At 36.3% G+C, this 19,285-nt stretch carries 18 protein-coding genes; 14 read left to right on the plus strand and 4 right to left on the minus strand.

The window, feature by feature from the left end:
* The first annotated feature begins 24 nt into the window (after positions 1-24).
* From AC52CF_RS19865 to fabF, 12 genes are all read left to right on the plus strand, one after another.
* Positions 25-2,070 carry a S9 family peptidase gene (locus tag AC52CF_RS19865; protein WP_496517597.1) on the plus strand — a complete coding sequence of 682 codons (2,046 nt, stop codon included), beginning with the start codon at positions 25-27 and terminating at the stop codon, positions 2,068-2,070.
* A gap of 57 nt (positions 2,071-2,127) precedes the next feature.
* The gene (locus AC52CF_RS19870) at positions 2,128-2,469 is read left to right on the plus strand and encodes a hypothetical protein (protein WP_214588192.1); all 342 of its coding nucleotides are present in this window, start codon (positions 2,128-2,130) and stop codon (positions 2,467-2,469) included.
* 208 nt (positions 2,470-2,677) lie between these two features.
* Positions 2,678-4,225: a sensor histidine kinase gene (locus AC52CF_RS19875; protein WP_214588191.1), complete on the plus strand. Its 1,548-nt coding sequence runs from the start codon at positions 2,678-2,680 to the stop codon at positions 4,223-4,225.
* Between the two features lie 86 nt (positions 4,226-4,311).
* Entirely contained in the window at positions 4,312-4,998 is a 687-nt protein-coding gene (locus AC52CF_RS19880) for a response regulator transcription factor (protein WP_027380477.1), read from the plus strand.
* 68 nt (positions 4,999-5,066) lie between these two features.
* The gene (locus tag AC52CF_RS19885; protein ID WP_235132531.1) at positions 5,067-5,714 is read left to right on the plus strand and encodes a hypothetical protein; all 648 of its coding nucleotides are present in this window, start codon (positions 5,067-5,069) and stop codon (positions 5,712-5,714) included.
* Between the two features lie 21 nt (positions 5,715-5,735).
* A complete protein-coding gene (locus AC52CF_RS19890; protein WP_496517598.1) occupies positions 5,736-6,104 on the plus strand; it encodes a hypothetical protein in 369 nt (122 codons plus the stop codon).
* A gap of 108 nt (positions 6,105-6,212) precedes the next feature.
* The gene (locus AC52CF_RS19895) at positions 6,213-8,900 is read left to right on the plus strand and encodes a TonB-dependent receptor domain-containing protein (RefSeq protein WP_496517599.1); all 2,688 of its coding nucleotides are present in this window, start codon (positions 6,213-6,215) and stop codon (positions 8,898-8,900) included.
* A gap of 313 nt (positions 8,901-9,213) precedes the next feature.
* Positions 9,214-10,080: a helix-turn-helix domain-containing protein gene (locus AC52CF_RS19900; RefSeq protein WP_496517600.1), complete on the plus strand. Its 867-nt coding sequence runs from the start codon at positions 9,214-9,216 to the stop codon at positions 10,078-10,080.
* A gap of 79 nt (positions 10,081-10,159) precedes the next feature.
* Positions 10,160-10,579 carry an OsmC family protein gene (locus AC52CF_RS19905; RefSeq protein WP_076391534.1) on the plus strand — a complete coding sequence of 140 codons (420 nt, stop codon included), beginning with the start codon at positions 10,160-10,162 and terminating at the stop codon, positions 10,577-10,579.
* A 535-nt stretch (positions 10,580-11,114) separates the two neighbouring features.
* Positions 11,115-11,720, plus strand: coding sequence for a TetR/AcrR family transcriptional regulator (locus tag AC52CF_RS19910; RefSeq protein ID WP_214588185.1), 606 nt, complete (start codon positions 11,115-11,117; stop codon positions 11,718-11,720).
* A 5-nt stretch (positions 11,721-11,725) separates the two neighbouring features.
* Complete coding sequence (locus AC52CF_RS19915; protein ID WP_214588184.1) at positions 11,726-12,151, plus strand: PaaI family thioesterase; 426 nt, start codon at positions 11,726-11,728, stop codon at positions 12,149-12,151.
* A complete protein-coding gene (fabF, locus tag AC52CF_RS19920) occupies positions 12,152-13,393 on the plus strand; it encodes a beta-ketoacyl-ACP synthase II (protein ID WP_496517601.1) in 1,242 nt (413 codons plus the stop codon).
* 171 nt (positions 13,394-13,564) lie between these two features.
* On the opposite strand, the gene AC52CF_RS19925 is transcribed toward fabF, so the two are convergent.
* Entirely contained in the window at positions 13,565-14,323 is a 759-nt protein-coding gene (locus AC52CF_RS19925; RefSeq protein WP_214588182.1) for a murein L,D-transpeptidase catalytic domain family protein, read from the minus strand.
* Positions 14,324-14,460: 137 nt separating this feature from the next.
* On the minus strand, positions 14,461-14,904 hold the full coding sequence (gene msrB, locus AC52CF_RS19930; RefSeq protein ID WP_214588181.1) for a peptide-methionine (R)-S-oxide reductase MsrB: 444 nt from the start codon (positions 14,902-14,904) through the stop codon (positions 14,461-14,463).
* 141 nt (positions 14,905-15,045) lie between these two features.
* Between msrB and AC52CF_RS19935 the strand changes: the two genes are divergently transcribed.
* The gene (locus tag AC52CF_RS19935; RefSeq protein WP_214588180.1) at positions 15,046-16,290 is read left to right on the plus strand and encodes a DUF445 domain-containing protein; all 1,245 of its coding nucleotides are present in this window, start codon (positions 15,046-15,048) and stop codon (positions 16,288-16,290) included.
* Positions 16,291-16,347: 57 nt separating this feature from the next.
* Here AC52CF_RS19935 and AC52CF_RS19940 read toward each other — a convergent pair whose 3' ends face one another.
* Both AC52CF_RS19940 and AC52CF_RS19945 read right to left on the minus strand, forming a co-directional pair.
* Positions 16,348-17,385 (minus strand): quinone-dependent dihydroorotate dehydrogenase, encoded by a 1,038-nt coding sequence (locus AC52CF_RS19940; RefSeq protein WP_214588179.1) that lies wholly within the window; start codon positions 17,383-17,385, stop codon positions 16,348-16,350.
* A gap of 319 nt (positions 17,386-17,704) precedes the next feature.
* Entirely contained in the window at positions 17,705-18,400 is a 696-nt protein-coding gene (locus tag AC52CF_RS19945; RefSeq protein ID WP_214588178.1) for a pseudouridine synthase, read from the minus strand.
* Positions 18,401-18,567: 167 nt separating this feature from the next.
* Between AC52CF_RS19945 and AC52CF_RS19950 the strand changes: the two genes are divergently transcribed.
* Positions 18,568-19,080, plus strand: coding sequence for a hypothetical protein (locus AC52CF_RS19950; RefSeq protein WP_214588177.1), 513 nt, complete (start codon positions 18,568-18,570; stop codon positions 19,078-19,080).
* The last annotated feature ends 205 nt before the right edge of the window (positions 19,081-19,285 follow it).

Genomic DNA, 19,285 nt, shown 5'->3' on the forward strand with positions numbered 1-19,285 from the left:
AATTTGAACAAGAATTAATATTGAATGGAAGCTCCAAAGGCAAAAAAAATAGAAAAAATACTTGAAACACACGGTGATAAAAGGTTAGATCCCTATTTCTGGCTCAACGAAAGAGAAAATCCTGAAGTGATACAATATCTTGAAGAGGAAAATGCATATGCAGATTTCATCATGAAAGATACAGAGTCTTTTCAGGAAGAACTTTTTGAGGAAATGAAAGCCCGTTATAAAAAAGACGACGAGTCTTTACCTTATTTCTTTAACGAATACTGGTATATCGTTCGTTATGAAGAGGGAAAAGAATATCCTATTTTCTGCAGAAAATACCAAAGTCTCGAAAACGAAGAAGAAATTATTCTGGATGTAAATATTTTGGCAGAAGGCGAAAATTATTTTGAGGTCGGAAGTGTTGCTGTTTCTCCAAACAACCAATTGGCATCATTTTCAACAGATAATGTGAGCCGAAGAATTTACACCATTAAATTCAAAAATTTACAGACTGGCGAAACACTTCCTGATGAAATTGAAAACACCACAGGAAAAGCAGTCTGGGCAAATGATAACGAGCATATTTTCTACATCAGAAAAGATGAAAGTTTAAGAGCTTTTCAGGTGTACAGACACAAGCTGGGAACAGATTCTTCGGATGACGTTCTGATTTTCCATGAAAAAGATGATACATTCGACGTAAATGTTTTCAAAACCAAATCTCTGGAATATATTTTCATTGCCAGTTCGAGTACCATTTCGGATGAGCACAGATTTATTCCTTCGGATGATGTTTTCGCAGACTGGACGATTATTCAGCCCAGAATAGATGATCTGGAATATTCGGTTGAACATTACGAAGATGAATTCTACATCATTACCAACGCAGACGAGGCTTTCAACTTTAAAATTGTAAAGACAAAGATCAATAACTGCGGAATAGAAAACTGGGTAGATGTAATTCCTCACCGTCCGGAAGTTTTACTGGAAGGTTTTGAGATCTTTAAAAACTATCTGGTTCTCGAAGAAAGAGAAGAAGGTCTTTTACAAATCAAGATTATTGACGAAAAAACGCAGGAATCGCATTATCTGCCATTTTCAGATCCTACCTATACTGCTTACATCGGAGTAAATCTGGAATTTGATACGGAAGTTCTCCGCTACGGCTACACTTCTCTTACACAGCCAAGTTCCACTTACGAATATAATATGAAGGAAAAAACCACAAAGCTTCTGAAACAGCAGGAAGTTTTGGGTGGAAAATTCTTTGCCGAAAATTATATTTCTGAGAGAATCTGGGCAGATTCCAGAGACGGAGAAACCAAAGTTCCCATTTCTCTGGTTTACCATAAAGATACCCCAAAATCTGCGGATACGCCTTTACTTTTATATGGTTATGGAAGTTACGGACATACTGTTGATGCAAGTTTTTCAAACGTGAGACTTTCTATTTTAGACAGAGGTTTCATTTATGCGATTGCCCACATCCGAGGTGGAGAATATCTGGGAAGAGAATGGTATGAAGACGGAAAAATGCTGTTCAAGAAAAATACATTTTTTGATTTTATTGATGCCGGAAAATTTTTAATTAAAGAAAATTATACTTCCTCAAAACATTTGTATGCGATGGGCGGAAGCGCAGGAGGATTACTGGTGGGAGCAGTAATGAATTACGAACCTTCCCTGTTTAACGGAATTGTAGCACAGGTTCCTTTTGTGGACGTTGTAACGACTATGCTGGACGAAACCATCCCTTTAACAACCGGAGAATACGACGAATGGGGAAATCCGAATGATGAAGAATATTATCATTACATGAAGGAATATTCGCCGTATGATAATGTGGAAGCTAAAGATTACCCAAATCTATTGATTACCACAGGATTACACGATTCTCAGGTACAATACTGGGAACCGGCAAAATGGACGGCAAAACTGAGGGAACTGAAAACGGATAACAATATCCTGATTTTCAAAACAGACATGAGCGCAGGACATGGCGGAGCTAGCGGAAGATTTGAATCTTTGAAAGAAGATGCTTTGGAATATGCTTTCCTGATGAAACTGGAAGGTAAAATATAGGGATTATGTTTATTTTCCCGAAAAAACAGAATAAACAATAAAAAGAATTGATATATAATGAACGAAGCGGAACTATGGCAAAAAATAGAGCAATTCTTTATTGAAAATTTCGATACGGAAAAAAATGCTCCGATAGAAACCTATCTTTTTCTGATCGGACTTCAGGAACTGGGAAGCGGACAGCAGAAATACACAAAAGACGATAAGGTAAATCTAATACACATTGCAGTGTGCAGACTACTGGAACCTTTCGGATATTATAAATTTTCGCATTACGACGACGACGGATATCCGCATTTTGATAAGCTGGAAGATCTTCCGGAACTGAAACCGAACGAACAGCAGCTTTTAATGAAAAAAGCAATTATTCAGTATTTTCAGGATGAAGAAATACTTTAGAAATAAAAAAAGGAGAGTAAATTTTTACTTTCCTTTTTTATTTTATACACGGTGTTTATTATAACAAAAATTAAAAATTTATAAAAAAACGTTAAATAACGCCTTTTTAAGAAAAATTACACAATTTATTGGCGCGTTTTTTGTTTATCAAGTCATAAAATAATTAATTTTAACACTCATTATTTCAAAATCGATTAAAATAAAGTAAATGAATAATAAGTTCATCCCAATAATTTCTGTGTTTATGACGATCTCTTTGATTGTATTCGTTACACTCCAGTTTTATTGGCTGAAAAATTATTACGGAGCACTGGAACAGGAGTTTTCCAATAAAGTGTATTCCGCACTGGAAAGTACTTCTAAAAACATGGAAGAAATTGAAGTAGACAAATATTTAAATATAGATAATAAGGATTTCAGAAACAATATTTTAGCAAACAGCGATCAGCCTACTTTAACCACGATTCAGCAGGTAGAAGATTCCGGAACGCAGAGACAGATTATTTACTCTAAAAATATTATTGAAAAAAGTCAGCTTCCGATTTCCAAACAGGGAGATTCAATCAAGCTTACAAAATTGTATTCTGACGAAGCTGCCTATAAAATAAAAAGAGACACCACGAAACGCGAAATCCTTACCGCAGACATTAATCAAGATCTGGAAAACGGAGATTATGCGATGAAGGAATATGCAAAGATCATTGGAAATAATTTACCGATAAGCAAAAGAGTTGACGCTAAAATTTTAGATTCTGTTATTTCCAAAGAATTAAAAATCAGAGGAATAAGCGCAAAATTCGGTTATGGAATTATTGATAAAAACAATAATCTGACTAAGGTTTTTAATAAAGATTATAAAGAAAAGAAAGACAACAATACATATAGTTATCCGCTTTTTACAGACCAAAAAGAAAGGACGCTGTACAGTCTTGCTCTGGTTTTTCCAAAGAAAGATTATTCTCTTGCAATGAACAACTGGCCTATGCTTTTGGGAACTTTTCTTTCGCTGCTTACCATTTTGGGAATTTATATCATTTCCATTAATTATATGATGAGACAGAAAAAACTGGCGGAAGTAAAGACAGATTTCATCAACAATATGTCTCACGAGTTTAAGACTCCTCTGGCAACAATTTCTGTAGCAACAGACTCTTTGGCGAATGATAAGATTGCAACCAATCCGGAAAAGGTAAAATACTATTCGGAACTGATTAAACAGGAAAATCTGAGGATGAAAAAGCAGGTGGAAAATGTTCTGAATATGTCTAAACTTGAGCGTAATGAGGTGAAATTATTCCTGAAGGAAACCAACGTAAGAGAACTGATCAGAAGAACGGCAGAATCTTTCAGCCTTATTGTAAAGCAGAGAAACGGTACGCTGAGAGAGGAATTTAATGCAACGAATTATAATTTTAAAATTGATGAATTCCACATCTCGAATATGCTGGTAAACCTTTTGGACAATGCCAATAAATATTCGCCGGAAACGCCGGAAATCTCTATTAAAACAAGAAATGAAGGTCATTTTTATGTAATAGAAGTTTCAGATAAGGGAATGGGGATGGAAACCCAGAATAAAACGAAAATTTTCGAAAAATTCTTCAGGGAAGAAACCGGAAATATTCATAATGTAAAAGGACAGGGTTTAGGACTGTCTTATGTAAAAAAGATTGTGGAACTCCATAAGGGACAGATTATCGTAGATTCTCAAAAAGGAAAAGGAAGTACATTTACAATAAAGCTTCCGATGGCATAGATAAAATTTTTATCCAATAAACAAATATTAGAAAAGAGGAGAATGACTTGTTCATTCAAAATTATTAACGATTAATAGTTACAACTATGAGCAACAGAATATTATTAGTAGAAGACGACCAGAGTTTTGGGGCAGTGCTGAAGGATTATTTAACGATAAATAACTTCGAAGTTACTCTTGCTACAGACGGAGAACAGGGGTTGAAAGAATTTACGGAAAACGAATTCGATATCTGTATTTTCGACGTGATGATGCCTAAAAAAGACGGTTTTTCATTAGCAGAAGACGTAAAAAAAATAGATAAAAATACACCGATCATTTTCTTAACTGCAAGAAATATGAGAGAAGATATCTTGAAGGGATATCAGTTGGGAGCTGATGATTACATCACAAAACCATTTGATACCGAGCTTCTTTTATATAAAATTAAAGCCATTCTTCAGAGAAGTTCCACCTTGGAAAATGAAGAGCAGGAACAGTTTAAAATCAGCAATATTTTCTTTGATTCTATGTTGAGACAGTTGAGAGTCGGCGACAACGAATACAAGCTTTCTCCAAAAGAAAATGAACTATTGAAACTTCTTTGCATCCACAGAAACGATTTCATGCCGAGAGACTTGGCGTTGAGAAAGATCTGGAAAAAAGAAAACTATTTTACGGCAAGAAGTATGGACGTTTATATTGCTAAGCTTCGTAAACTTCTGAAAGACGACGAAGGACTGGAGATCATCAACGTACACGGAGAAGGATTCAGGCTTTTAGTTAAGAATTAATTCTAAAAAACGACTATTATTATAAAATTAGCAAAGCATTTAAAAATGTTTTGCTAATTTTGTTTTATATGAAAACTACATTGTTGGGCATACTTGCCATTTCTATATTTACGGTATCGTGTAAAAAGGATGAGAGAGCTACTTATCTTAAAGAAGAAGCCGGAGTTCCGCAGGCTCCTGTAGCGGTTAATCAGGCTCCTAAAGCTTCTATTCTGGATCAGGCGGGAATTAAAACAACAACAGGATCGGGAACGTCAACCGTTACTTCTCCGGGAATGAATCCACCACACGGTCAACCCGGTCACAGATGCGATATTCCGGTAGGACAGCCATTAAATTCTGCTCCTGCACAACCTCAACAGGGAACTCAGAATGTTGCGGTAAATGCTCCGCAGGGACAGACCATTCAGATTGATCCGAATTCTCTGAAACCCGGAAAATTTGCCGTAGACCAAAGCGGAAAAGCAAAAACCGTAAAAACTCCGAAAGGGATGAATCCGCCTCACGGAGAACCGGGACACCGATGCGACATTCCTGTAGGACAACCTTTGAACAGCAAACCGGCTCCAATTCAGCAGCCTGTACAGCAAAATATCGCACAAAACGCTCCCGCTCCGGCTCCGACACCTGCTCCAACAGGTCCGAAACCGGCGGTAAATCCTCCGCATGGAGAGCCTTGGCATGACTGTGCGAAGAAAGTGGGAGAGCCTTTATAAGAAATTTTGTACTTTTGTGTTATGAAATTATTTCAGATAATAACTGTTATTTTCTGTCTGGGAATCTTTCTGATTCCTAAAGATAATTTCTATGCACAGAATATGCTGGAAAACTGTTGCAAAAAAGATTCTGAAATGAGCTGCTGTAAAAAAGAGCATTCTCAAAATTCCGAAAATAATCATCACAGAAAAGAGCAGAAATCAAATTGTAACGACGATTGCTGTTCAACCTGTTTAGCCTGTTATACTTTTATAGAAACTCCTTTTTCAAAGAGTTTACAGTTAGAATATTCATACTACAAATCGAATAAAAATTCACAGTTCGAATATTCTGATCCATACCTTTCAAGCCGTTTAAAAGAAATCTGGCAGCCGCCGAAAATAGCTTAATTAAAAGTGAAATACAACATCAGTTTACAAGCATAACAATGATTGCTTGTGTTATCTGATTATTACATGGCTATATTCAAGCTTCAGTTAATTTAAATTTTAAACAAAATGAAATTATATATTTCCAGGATTATTCTTGGTGTATTCTTATTATCCATACAATTTATTTTTGCCCAGAATCTTTCAAAAAACCAGTTCAAAGTAAAAGGAAACTGTGAAATGTGCAAAGAAAGAATCGAAAATACCGCTAAGAAAGCAGGTGCAAAAAAAGCAAACTATTCAATTGATTTACAGATATTAACCATTGAAACAGACAGCAATGCTTCTTCTGATGAAATCTTAAAAAAAATCGCCGAAGCAGGTCATGATAACGAAAAATTCAAAGCCTCTGCTGAAACGTATGAAGCTCTTCCGGAATGCTGTCATTACACCAGAGACTTACAGCCACAAACCATTGAAAATCATGAAAATCATGCTAAAAAAGAAAATGAATTTTATGTAAAAGGCAATTGCGAATCCTGCAAAGCAAGAATTGAAAAAGCCGCAAAAGATGCAGGAGCAGATTCCGCAGAATGGAATGCCGAAAGACAAATTGTAACGCTGAATTTTGATTCGAATAAAACATCATCAGACAAAATTTTGAAGAAAATTGCGGAAGTTGGGCATGATAACGAGAAGTATAAATCCAGCGACAACACGTATAAAAATCTGCCTTCATGCTGTCTTTACGATAGAGAAATTCCTTTTGGAGAAGCAAATCCGAAAGTTCATGCGGAAGAAGGAAATCCGTCAGAAAACACAGATCACTCTGATCATCATGAAGCGGGTGAAAATCACGGCAGTCATGAAAAAAATATAGAAGGCGTTACAGTAACCGGATCAAAAGCGGCAACGTCTTTAAACAAAAAAGAAGCAGGACTTATTTTTAATATTGATAAAAAAGAACTCCTGAAAGCAGCATGCTGTAATTTGTCTGAGAGTTTTGAAACCAATGCAACCGTTGATGTTTCATTCAGCAATGCCGTTACAGGAACAAAGCAACTGAAAATGTTAGGTTTAGACCAAAAATACACGAGCTTAACAAAAGAATTACTTCCTGAAATCCGCGGATTGGCTTCCGCTTACGGGCTGAGTTTCATTCCCGGAAGATGGATTGAAAGCATTCAGCTTACCAAAGGCGGAAGTACCGCAACGAACGGTTACGAAAGCATCACAGGACAAATAAATACAGAACTTCTGAAAAATGCAGAAAAGCCGGAAACTTCACTGAATTTATTTTCAGATTTTAACGGAAGAGCAGAAGCCAATATCACCAGTGTTTCGCCCATCAACGAAAAGTGGTCGCAGACATTTTTGCTGCATGGAAACGGAACTTTTGGAGATACCGATATGAATGATGACGGATTTCTGGACAGACCAAAAGGAACACAGTTAAACGCAGCTTATTTACTGAATTACAATGACCTGCAAAAGTCAGGTTTCGGTTCACATTTTGGAATTAATTTCATCAAAGACGAAAGAACTTCAGGACAGACCGGATTCGATAAAAAAATTCCGCAGGAAAAACAATCGCTTTACGGAGTCGGAATTGATATCTCAAGATTTCAGGTTTGGAATAAAACAGGCTATGTTTTTAAAGGAAAACCTTACCAGAGTCTGGGCTGGATGAACCAGTACACTTTTCATCAGCAGGACAGCTTTTTCGGACTGAGAAATTATTCCGGAAAACAGCAGACGTATTATTCCAATTTAATTTTTGAAAGTATTTTGGGAAATACCAATCATAAATACAAAGCCGGAGCAAGCTTCATGTATGATGGATATGACGAAAACTATTTAACCTCAGCCATCAAAAGAAACGAGATTGTTCCGGGAGCTTTTGCGGAATATACTTTAACGGGTTTAAAATACACTTTGGTTGCGGGAGCGAGAGTGGACTTTCATAATCTTGCCGGAACGCAGTTCACGCCGAGACTGAATTTTAAATATGATTTTACACCGCAGACGATTTTGAGGCTTTCCGCAGGAAGAGGGTTCAGAACGGCAAACATTTTTGCCGAAAGTCAGCAGTATTTCGCATCTAACCGATCCATTCAGGTTTTACAGAACGGAGGAAATATTTATGGTTTAAGACCTGAAATTGCATGGAATTACGGAGCCAGTTTACAGCAGGAATTCAAACTTTTCGGAAGAAAATCTACCGTGGTAGCCGATTTTTTCAGAACAGATTTTCAGAATCAGGTGATGGTGGATCTGGACCGGTCTCCTCAACAATTAACTTTCTATAATCTTGACGGAAAGTCTTTTGCCAATTCTTTCCAGACTCAGTGGGATTTCATTCCTTTCAAAAATTTTGAAGTGAGACTAGCTTACAAATATTACGATGTTCAGGCAGATTATCTGGATGGAAGACGTGAAGTTCCTTTCATGGCGAAACACAGAGGTTTTGTGAATTTTGCCTATTCTACCAACAAAAACACTAAAGGCGCATTCTGGAGTTTCGACACCACACTGAATGCAGTCGGAAAACAGAGACTTCCTAATACATCTTCGAGTCCTGCTGAATTCCAGCTTCCAGCCTATTCTGAATCTTATGTTGTTTTAAATGCACAGATTTCAAGAAATTTCAATAAGAAAATCAGGGCTTATCTTGGAGGAGAAAATTTAACGTCCTATTATCAGAAAAATGCCATTGTTGATGTTAAAAATCCTTTCGGAAATTATTTTGACGGCGGAATGGTATATGCTCCGATCATGAAAGCTAATTTTTATGTAGGACTGGATGTTAGTTTTTAAGTTTGAGAGTTTGAAAGTTTGAGGGTTCTAGGGTTAGTGAGTTGGAGTCTTAGCTAAAAACCAGAATTAATATTATTTGCAATTAGTTTAAACCATTAAGATTTCTGTTAAGGAGTTTAGAATATTAAGAGGAACTTTACTTTTTTAGTTTTATATTTATTGAAAGTAATTTGTTTTTCTAAACTAAACTTAACCTCTTAAATTCTCTTAATAGTTCAGAAATCAGCAATTAAGTTTATATTATTAAGCATGATTTCAATAATTAATAGGGTTGGAATCATGCTTTTTTGTACATTTATAGGAAAGCAAAAGGATGTCGCAAACACTTATCTTTGAAGACCAGTACAAGAAACTGGGATTCGAAACTTTTTCCGAAAACAATCTGCTCAATTTTAAAGACCACAAATACAAATCTGAAATTAAAATTTTCTATATTCCTGCAGGATACGAACTTTCTGTAGATTTCAGGAATTATAAAACAGAAAGTCCTGCCTTATTTTTTCTGACGAATCAGCATCTGCAAATGGAAAATGGAAACGACGAATCGCATCTGATCTATTACAACCGTGATTTTTACTGCATTCAGATTCATGATAAGGAAGTTGCCTGTGATGGCCTGCTTTTTCATAACGTGTTTGAAATTCCTTTTGTTGAACTCGATGCCGAAGAAAATTCTGCAATCCAACATTTATTTCAAAACATCAAAAACGAATTGGAATGGAAAGATTCTTCCGCAGAAGAAATGATCCGAACCTACGTTAAACAAATTATCATCCGCGCCACCAGAAAATGGAAAAAGCAGAATCTGAATAATGATGAAATAAAAATTCCGGCGCACGAACTGGATGTTTTCAGGGATTTCAGCCGTTTGCTTGAAGTTCACTTTCGCGAAAAACATAATGTGGCAGATTATGCAGAAATGCTTCACCTATCCCCAAAAACACTTACGCACAAATTTAAAAATCTGAATCTGGAATCTCCCAACCAGTTTATCATCAACAGAATCTTACTGGAAGCCAAAAGACTATTATTCTATACCGACAAAACGGTAAAAGAAATTGCCTACGATCTCGGCTATGAAGATCCTGCCTATTTCAACCGGCTTTTCAGTCAGAAAACAGGAAGCACACCTGCAAGTTTCAAAAAAAATTATATCTCGGGAAAAAAGTACAATAGTTAGTTCTTTTTGTGTATTTATCTGGAACGAAATCTGCAATACCTTTGTCACATCAAAATAACAATATTAAAACAAAAATATTATGAGACGTAACGCAACAGCCGTTTGGAACGGAACCATTAAAGAAGGAAAAGGACATCTTACCACACAAAGCACCACTTTAAACCAGACTCAGTATTCATTTAACAGCCGATTTGAAGACGGTGTAGGAACAAATCCTGAAGAATTATTAGCAGCGGCTCACGCAGGATGTTTCACGATGAAATTAAGCGCAGAACTTTCTCAGGCAGGCTATACTCCGGAAGAATTAACTACAAAATCTGTTATTACTTTGGATCCAAGCGCAGGAAAAATTACAAAATCTGAATTGACATTAACAGCTAAAGTTCCCGGAATTTCAGAAGAAGAGTTCCAGAAATATGCAAAAATTGCGGAAGAAGGCTGTCCGGTAAGTGCAGCATTCAACTTCGAAATTACTTTGGAAGCGACTTTGGCTAACTAAGAGTTTGAACGATTAAGATTTTAGTTAAGAAGTTAAGACTATTAAGCTCTTCACGTAAATTATTTAAAATCTTAATATCAGCATGAATAGGAACGGGCTTCAGCCCGTTTTTTCATTAAAAGAACAAATCAAAAGGCTTTAGCCAAAACTTAAAAAACTGAAGATTCAACTTAATTAACCTCAGTTCAGGATAAGAAATAAATTTAAACAATTAATTTATCGCAAAGAAAAACAAAAGATTTTTTTTTACTTATTGAAAGTTTACAAGCTAAACAAAGGCACTTCGTTTATTTAAAAAAGACAAAAATGGTATTACTTTGATAAGTTTTACGCCTTTGTATATCTTAAAAGCTGTATTCTTGATAATTGAATCTCTTTGTTTAACCTTGCGGTTAAGAAGACTTATCCCGGACTCAGGTTAATCTAACCTTTTTATTGGAAATTTAATGGTTTGATATAGATGGATATATTTAATCTCATTACAAAATATACCAATCGGTATATTTTGTATATATTTGCATCAATTCAACAGAAAATGTCAAAAGCAGAAAAGACAAGACAATTCATCATCGAGAAAACCGCAGCTTTGTTTAATACCAAAGGGTATAATTCTACATCACTTTCCGACATTACACAAGCGACGGGTTTAACCAAAGGAAGTATTTACGGAAATTTCGAAAACAGGGATGAAGTAGCTCTAAAAGTATATCAGTTTAACGCAGGTCTTCTGAAGAAAAATCTGCAAAAGTCTTTTGGTGAAGAATATCCTACCATGACTTCAAAATTATATGCTTTCATCGCATTTTACAGAAAAAACTGGAAAGTTGTCTTTCAGCACGGGGGTTGTCCTTTAATGAATGCTGCCACAGAATGTAATGATTCCTTTCCGGAATTAAGAAAAAAGGTCCGTCATTCTTTTCAGGACTGGATAAAAATGATTTCAGATACTATAGGGGAAGGACAAAAAAACGGAGAATTTAAGCCTGAAATTAATGCGGAGGAATTTGCATCCTTATTCATCATGATGATTGAAGGCGGTATTCTTTTATCCAAAACCACAGAAGACGAAAAATATCTCAACATCGCCTTAGACAGGATCTTACAGGTTATCGACAAAGAAATTAAACAAAATATCTCATAATTCATATGGATAAATTACAAATATTAAAATCATTCATCGGAAAAGAGTTTACAGAATCTCCTTCTCCCTTTATGAAATGGCTGAATCCTGTCGTTCTTTCGGCAGAAGAAGGACAATTGGAATTTCAGTATACAGTACGGGAAGAATGGCTGAATCCCATGGGAAATCTTCACGGAGGAGTTACCGCAGCCATTTTTGACGATGTTATCGGAGCCACCATGTTCTCTTTGAATGAAAAAAACTTTATTGTCACCATAAATAACAGCATCGATTATTTTTCAACAGCAAAAGAAAATGATATTATTGTAGCTGAAACTAAAATCGTCAAAAGAGGAAAGCAGTTTGTAAACGCACAGTGCGAAATCTGGAATGCAGATAAAACGCGCCTTATTGCAAGAGGAACCTCTAATTTATTCAAAATCAATAATTAAATGAAAAGAGTTGTCATTACAGGACTTGGCGCAGTGACGCCTTTAGGAAATAATGTTGAAGAATTCTGGAACAACAGCATCAACGGTGTAAGCGGAGCCAACAAAATCACCCACTTCGATACAGAAAAATTTAAAGTTCATTTTGCCTGTGAGGTTAAAAATTTTGATCCGAAAGTTCATTTAACACATAACGAAATCAAAAGAAGCGATCTTTTTTCCCAATACGCGATGTATTCCACAGCAGAAGCATTAAAAGATTCCGGATTGGAGCTTGAAAAAATGGATCCGTTCGACACCGGAGTAATCTGGGGAACCGGACAGGGCGGAATGTGGACGTTCGAAAGTGAAGTAATGGAATTTACCAAAGGAGACGGAACCCCAAGATTCAATCCTTTCTTCGTTCCTAAATTTATCGCCAACATGGCTTCGGGAATAATTTCAATGAAATTCGGACTTCAGGGAATCAATTATACAACGATTTCAGCATGTGCAACCGGAAATACTGCGCTGATGGATGCCTTTAACTACATCAGATTAGGAAAAGCCAAAGTGATTGTGAGCGGTGGTTCTGAAGCTGCGATTACCCCTGCTTCCATTGGAGGTTTCTCTATTATGAAAGCGATGTCTACAAGAAACGATGATTTTACAACCGCCAGTCGACCTTATGATGCAGAACGAGACGGCTTTGTGATGGGAGAAGGAGCCGGAGCCTTAATTCTTGAGGAATACGAACACGCCAAAGCAAGAGGTGCAAAAATGTATGCAGAATTGGTGGGAGCAGCCATGACAGCCGACGCGTATCACATGACGGCACCTCATCCCGATGGAGTCGGAGCCATTAAAGCGATGCAGTTGGCTCTACATGAAGCAGGAATCAACACAGAAGATATTGATTATATTAATCCTCACGCTACTTCTACTCCAATGGGAGATTTGGTTGAATTAAACGGAATCAATAAATTATTTAAAGGAAGTAAAAATCTCGACATCAGTGCCACAAAATCCATGACGGGGCATTTGCTGGGAGCAGCCGGAGCTGCGGAAGCCATACTTTCAATCAAAGCGATAGAAAACGGAATTATTCCGCCAACGATCAATCTTCACAGGATTGATGAAAACATCCCAAAAGATCTGAATATTGTTTTTGGAGAAGCGAAAGAAAAGAATATCAATTATGCTTTAAGTAACGCTTTTGGATTCGGAGGACACAATGCCACGTTGATTTTTAAGAAGTTTTCTTAAGCTTTTTGAATAAATCTCTGGAAGATTGAGCAGATAAAACAATTCTGTATCATCCACTCTTAATCAACGAAAAATAGTAATTTAATAGATTCTTCCTTCGTCAGAATGACAAACGTGCAGGAAATTTTTAATTTAGAAATAAAAAAAGCAGTCAAACCGACTGCTTTTCTGTTATGCTTTTAACCACTCCGATTTGGAAAGGTAATTCTGATCAGGATAATAAATAAAAAGAAGATTTCTTCCTTTAATGGTATTAATGATCGGTTTTGTTAAATCTCTCGGAACAGCAGGACAACCCCAGCTTCTGCCAATTCTTTTGTGCATAGCGGCAAATTCTTCGCTTACGTAATCTGCACCGTGCATAACGATAGCTCTTCTGTAAGCAGCATCATTAAATCCTTTGTCCATTCCAAGTAGTCTAAGAGAATAACCGTTGTCTCCGTCATACGTTGCATCCGTGATATAAAATCCTAAGCTGCTCTGCAACGAACTTTCCGTGTTAGAAAAATTCGTAGCAAATTCTTCGCCTGTATTTTTTCCGTGTGCTACTAATGAATTAAACAATACTTTTTTCTCATTCATGTCAATTACCCAAAGTCTTTTTGTGTTCGAAGACATAGAAAAATCGCATACCGTAAGTAAATGCGAATCTTCGTTAAGCAAACCTGCTTTCTTCATATTTTCAAAACCTGTTACCGCTTTGAAAAAAACTTCCTCATTAAGTTCGTGTCCCTGCTCGAAAACAATAGATCTGTATAATTCTTCTGATGAACTTACTGCTTTTTCGGCAGATTTCTCAGATTTCGTGTCGGCTAATCTTACAATTTTTTTTGTACTGATTTCATTCTTTTCGATTGCCTTTTTTGGAGACAAATAGAATGAAGTAGTAACGATGTAAGCTGCACCTAATAAGCTATACAATGCTTTCATTCACTATTTCACTATTATGTTAAATCCAATTGAGTCAGCAAATGTATAAAACATAATTAGGGTAAGCGTAATAACTCCACGAAGTTTAACGCAATTTAAGAAACTTTAACTTACTGATTTCGTGGGTACAAATCGGATTATTTTTCAGAATCTGCAACAAATTCAAGACTTACAGAATTCATGCAGTAGCGCAATCCCGTTGGCTGAGGACCATCATCAAAAACATGTCCCAGATGAGAATCGCATCTTTTACAGAGCACTTCTACCCTTTCCATTCCATAGGTAGTATCTCTTTTGTAATACACTCCTTCTTTATCTGCTTCAAAAAAACTTGGCCAGCCACAACTGCTGGAAAATTTGGATGTAGAACGGAATAAATGGTTTCCGCACACGGCACAGTAATATTCTCCAAATTCATCAAATTCATTGTATTTTCCGGTAAAAGGTCTTTCCGTAGAAGCTTCTCTTGCAATGGTGTATAAATCCGGAGCAAGAATTTTTTTCCATTCATCATTGGAAATATCGAGTTTTGAAGTGTCTGTTCTGGAGTAGTATGGATTGTTTTTTGCTTGGTTTTCCATAGAATTTTAAATATTTTTTATCAAAGACAAAATGTAAGCATCAAAACCGATGCCTTTGAGAAATGAAAATAACGAATTAAAAATTTTCACAACAATATTAACAGGTGAAATTTCACAACCAAATTTACTAAATTTGAGGATATGAATGATGAAGCCAAAAGAAAACAGCTCAGAAAATACAAAGCTTTTGCCACAGGATTATTTGTGTTGATGGCCGTTCTGTTTATCGGGACAACGTTGTTGCAAAAAACCATAGATTCTCATTGGATAGGTTACGTTCGTGCCTTTTCCGAGGCTGCAATGGTAGGAGCTTTAGCAGACTGGTTTGCCGTAACAGCCCTTTTCCGTCATCCGCTTGGTTTACCGATTCCGCACACCAATCTTATTGAAAACAGTAAGCAAAAACTGGGAGACAATCTTGGAAATTTCGTCGTAACGAATTTTCTTTCTCCGGAAAACATCAGACCTTATATCCAGAAATTAAAAATCTCGAATTTTGTGGGAGAATGGCTCGGAAAAGAAAAGAATCAGGATGTTTTGCTTAAAAACCTTTCGGATATTGTTCTGGATATTTTAAATAAGCTCGACGATTCGGAAGTAAGCCGTTTTATCAGCAAAAAAGTGTCTGAAATGACGGATACTATCAAACTGAACGCCATTTTAGGCAGCGGAATCAACTATCTTTTAGACAAAAACGATCATCAGAGGATTATTACCAATCTTTCTTCTCAGATTAAAAATTACATCGCTGAAAATGATGAAATGATTAAAGACCGCGTGAAAAAAGGAAGCTATACTTTTATCCCTGCTTTTGTGGATAATAAAATTGCGGATAAAATTACCACCGGACTTTCTGACTTTTTCAAAGAGATTGAACAGGATCCGAACCACGAAATACGAAATCTGATCACCCAGAAAATCTATGATTTCTCCCATGAACTTAAACAGGATCCGAAATGGGAAGAGGAATTTAAAAACATTAAAAATGATCTCCTCAAAAATGAGAAGCTGAATGAATATTCCAACGACATCTGGATTTCCATTAAAAATACGTTAACGAAAGAACTTCAGGACGATGAATCTTCATTAAAAAAATATCTGTCTAAAAATCTGAATGAATTTTCACAGAATTTAAAAAATGACGAAAATTTTCAGAAAAAAATCGACGATTGGGTTCGTGTTACCGCTTACAAATATATTCTTAAAAACACCCATCAATTCGGAAACCTCATCAGTTCTACCGTCGGAAACTGGCAGGGAAAAGAATTAAGCGAAAAGCTGGAGCTGGAAGTAGGAAAAGATCTTCAGTTCATCCGTGTGAACGGAACGATCGTCGGTGGTTTGGTAGGGCTGATTATTTATACGATTGCGCATTTTTTTCTTTAAAATCATAAAAAAAGAGTTCAGGCGAACTCTTTTTTGTTTTTCAGAAATTTCAACAAATTATACAGAGAGGCGACTTGCTCTCGTCAAAATTTCCTTATTAATATCTTGAATCAATTCCGGACCTTCGTAGATGAAACCTGTGTACAACTGAACCAACGTTGCTCCTGCATCCAGCTTTTCAAGCGCATCTTTTGCAGAATGAATTCCGCCTACTCCGATGATCGGGAATGCTCTGTTGCTTTTATCAGAAAGATATTTGATCATTTTTGTGCTTCTTTCACGAATAGGTTTTCCACTTAATCCGCCGTTTCCGATTTCCGCTAAAACTTCAGGTGACGTTTTCAGACCTTCCCGGTTCACTGATGTATTGGAAACTACGATTCCGTCGATTTTTGTTTCTGCAATCAGTTCAATGATTTCATCTAATTGATTGTTATTCAGATCCGGAGCAATTTTCAGCAGAATTGGTTTCTGTACAGATTTCGACTGGTTGATTTTTTTCACTTCCGTAATCAGTTCACGAAGGTAATCTACATCTTCCAGTTTGGCGTGGCTTCCAACATTCGGACAGCTTACATTCAGCACAAAATAATCTACGTAAGGATGAAGCCCTTCAAAACATTCCAGATAATCCTGCGTGTAATTTTCGGGAGAAGTATTCGTATTTTTTCCGATGTTACCCCCGATGATAATTTTTCCTTTGTTGCCTTTCAGTTTTTCAATCGCTGCTTCCAGACCGTCGTTGTTGAAGCCCATTCGGTTGATAATTCCGCCATCTTCAATTAAACGGAACAGTCTTTTCTTAGGATTTCCCGCCTGAGCTTTCGGCGTTACGGTTCCGATTTCTACAAATCCAAAGCCTAAATCTCCCAATTCATTAAATAAAACTGCATTTTTATCGAAACCTGCCGCTAAACCAACAGGATTTTTAAATTTCAACCCAAAAACTTCTCTTTCCAGACGTTTATCCTGAATAGGTTTCGGAAAAAATAGTTTGGTAAGAAATCCAAAATTTTTAAGCATCGAAAAAGTAAAATGGTGTACTTCTTCAGGATCGAATTTAAAAAGAATCGGGCGAATAAGCGATTTGTACATTGAAAAAAAGTTTTACAAAAATACTCATTTTAAAATTAATGTTCGGTTAATGTATGATATTTTATGGAAAAAGGTATTATCAATGGTATCTATAAAAATAAATATCTCATTGGCAAATCAATGGATAATTTTTGACGTAAAGTTTCAATTTTCTATGTTCTTGTATAAGAGCAAAGAGGAATCAACGAGTTGATTTGATGAAGCAATTTAGTTATTCGGTAAAATATAAACCTCATAGGTTTTTAAAAACCTATGAGGTTTGAATGAGTTCTAATAGATTTACAACAACAAGAAAGAGCCAGAATAATAGCTGTAAAAGTTAAGAATATGTACTCAAATCAAAATTCAAAATATCCCCTACTTTTTTGAAATCATCATCTATCGTGGCATTTACAGTAATTCTTTCGTTAGAAACCGGATGATTAAATGTCAGTTGATGCGCATGAAGTGTCATTTTGTTGATCTCAAATGTCTGAAGCCACAATTTATTCTGTTTATTGCAGCCATGTTTTCGGCATCCTAAAATCGGGTGTAAAATGTGTTTAAAATGTTTTCTCAGCTGATGAAATCGTCCCGTTTCAGGGATGGCTTCCACCAAACAATATCTGGAAGTCTGATGTTTTAAAAAGGGTAAATCGATCTCTGAAGTCTGCAGACGGCGATATCGAGTGACTGCATTTTGTTTGACTTCATTTTCGTTAACCAGATCATAATCAATTGTTTCCTCTTCCTTTGTCCAGCCTCGAAGAATGGCAATGTATTTCTTTTCAACCTGTTTTTCTTCAAACTGAGTGCTCATCATTCTTAGTGTATCTTTATCTAAAGTAAACAGCAAAACGCCCGAAGTTTTCCGGTCTAAACGATGGACAGGATACACTTTTTGTCCGATCTGCTTTCTCAGTTCCTGAATCGCATACGTATCGGCTTCTCCCGAATAAAAAGATTTATGAACCAACAATCCGCTGGGTTTGTTGATGGCAATAAGATGTTCGTCGCGATAAAGAATTTCTAACATCAGGCAAAAGTAGAAGATTTATATTTATTCTTCAAACATATGACCAGATCATTAAGAGAATGTTTTGAATGATTGATTCATGGTATACTCTGCCAAATACTGAAATTTTAACATTTAAAGTGTTTTTTTGAAAAATATAATTTCTATTTTCGCGCAAATTTTTAACCATGAAAAAGCTATTATTTACTTTACTGCTGAGTATTTTTCCATTAATTTCTTTCGCCCAGAACTCAGATTCACTGAGGTTGGGAAAATCCAACAGAGAGTTTTTTATCAAAGGAAATCAGAAATTTAAATTTTCCGAATATAAAAAGGTATTTACCAATCCTGAAGCGCTGAACTATATGAAGAAAGCGAACACCAACAGTACGGTTTCTCAGATTTTCGGAGCGATTGGCGGTGGTTTTATCGGTTTCGGATTAGCAAAACAGATATTACGCACCAAAACAGCTTATCACAATGGCGTAGCTTACGAAGTAAAAGATAAAAGCGGCTGGGGATTGGTAGGAATTGGAGCAGGATTTGTGGGAATCGGGATTCCTTTCGCGATCAGTTCCGGAAAAAATCTGAAGAAAGCTGTGGATACGCAAAACCAGAATCCGGAAGGCGGAGAGGCAAAAACTGCTTCTTACAGGTTAGACATCACAGGAAACAGCATCGGATTATCCTACAATTTCTAAAATATACAGGAGCAGTTTTTACAACTGCTTTTTTTATGCTGTTCTTAGTAGTCCTGATTGAACGGCATGTCTGAGCTCTTTTTCTTTATTCAGCGTGGCGGCTCCGCCGCCACGCTGAATAAAGAAAAAAGCGAGTAGTGAAAGCAGGTTCCCGACTCCTGAAAATTAAAAATGTAAATATTTGCTGTCTATTGACGGCTTTTTT

It is taken from the genome of Chryseobacterium sp. 2P (genome assembly GCF_059579425.1).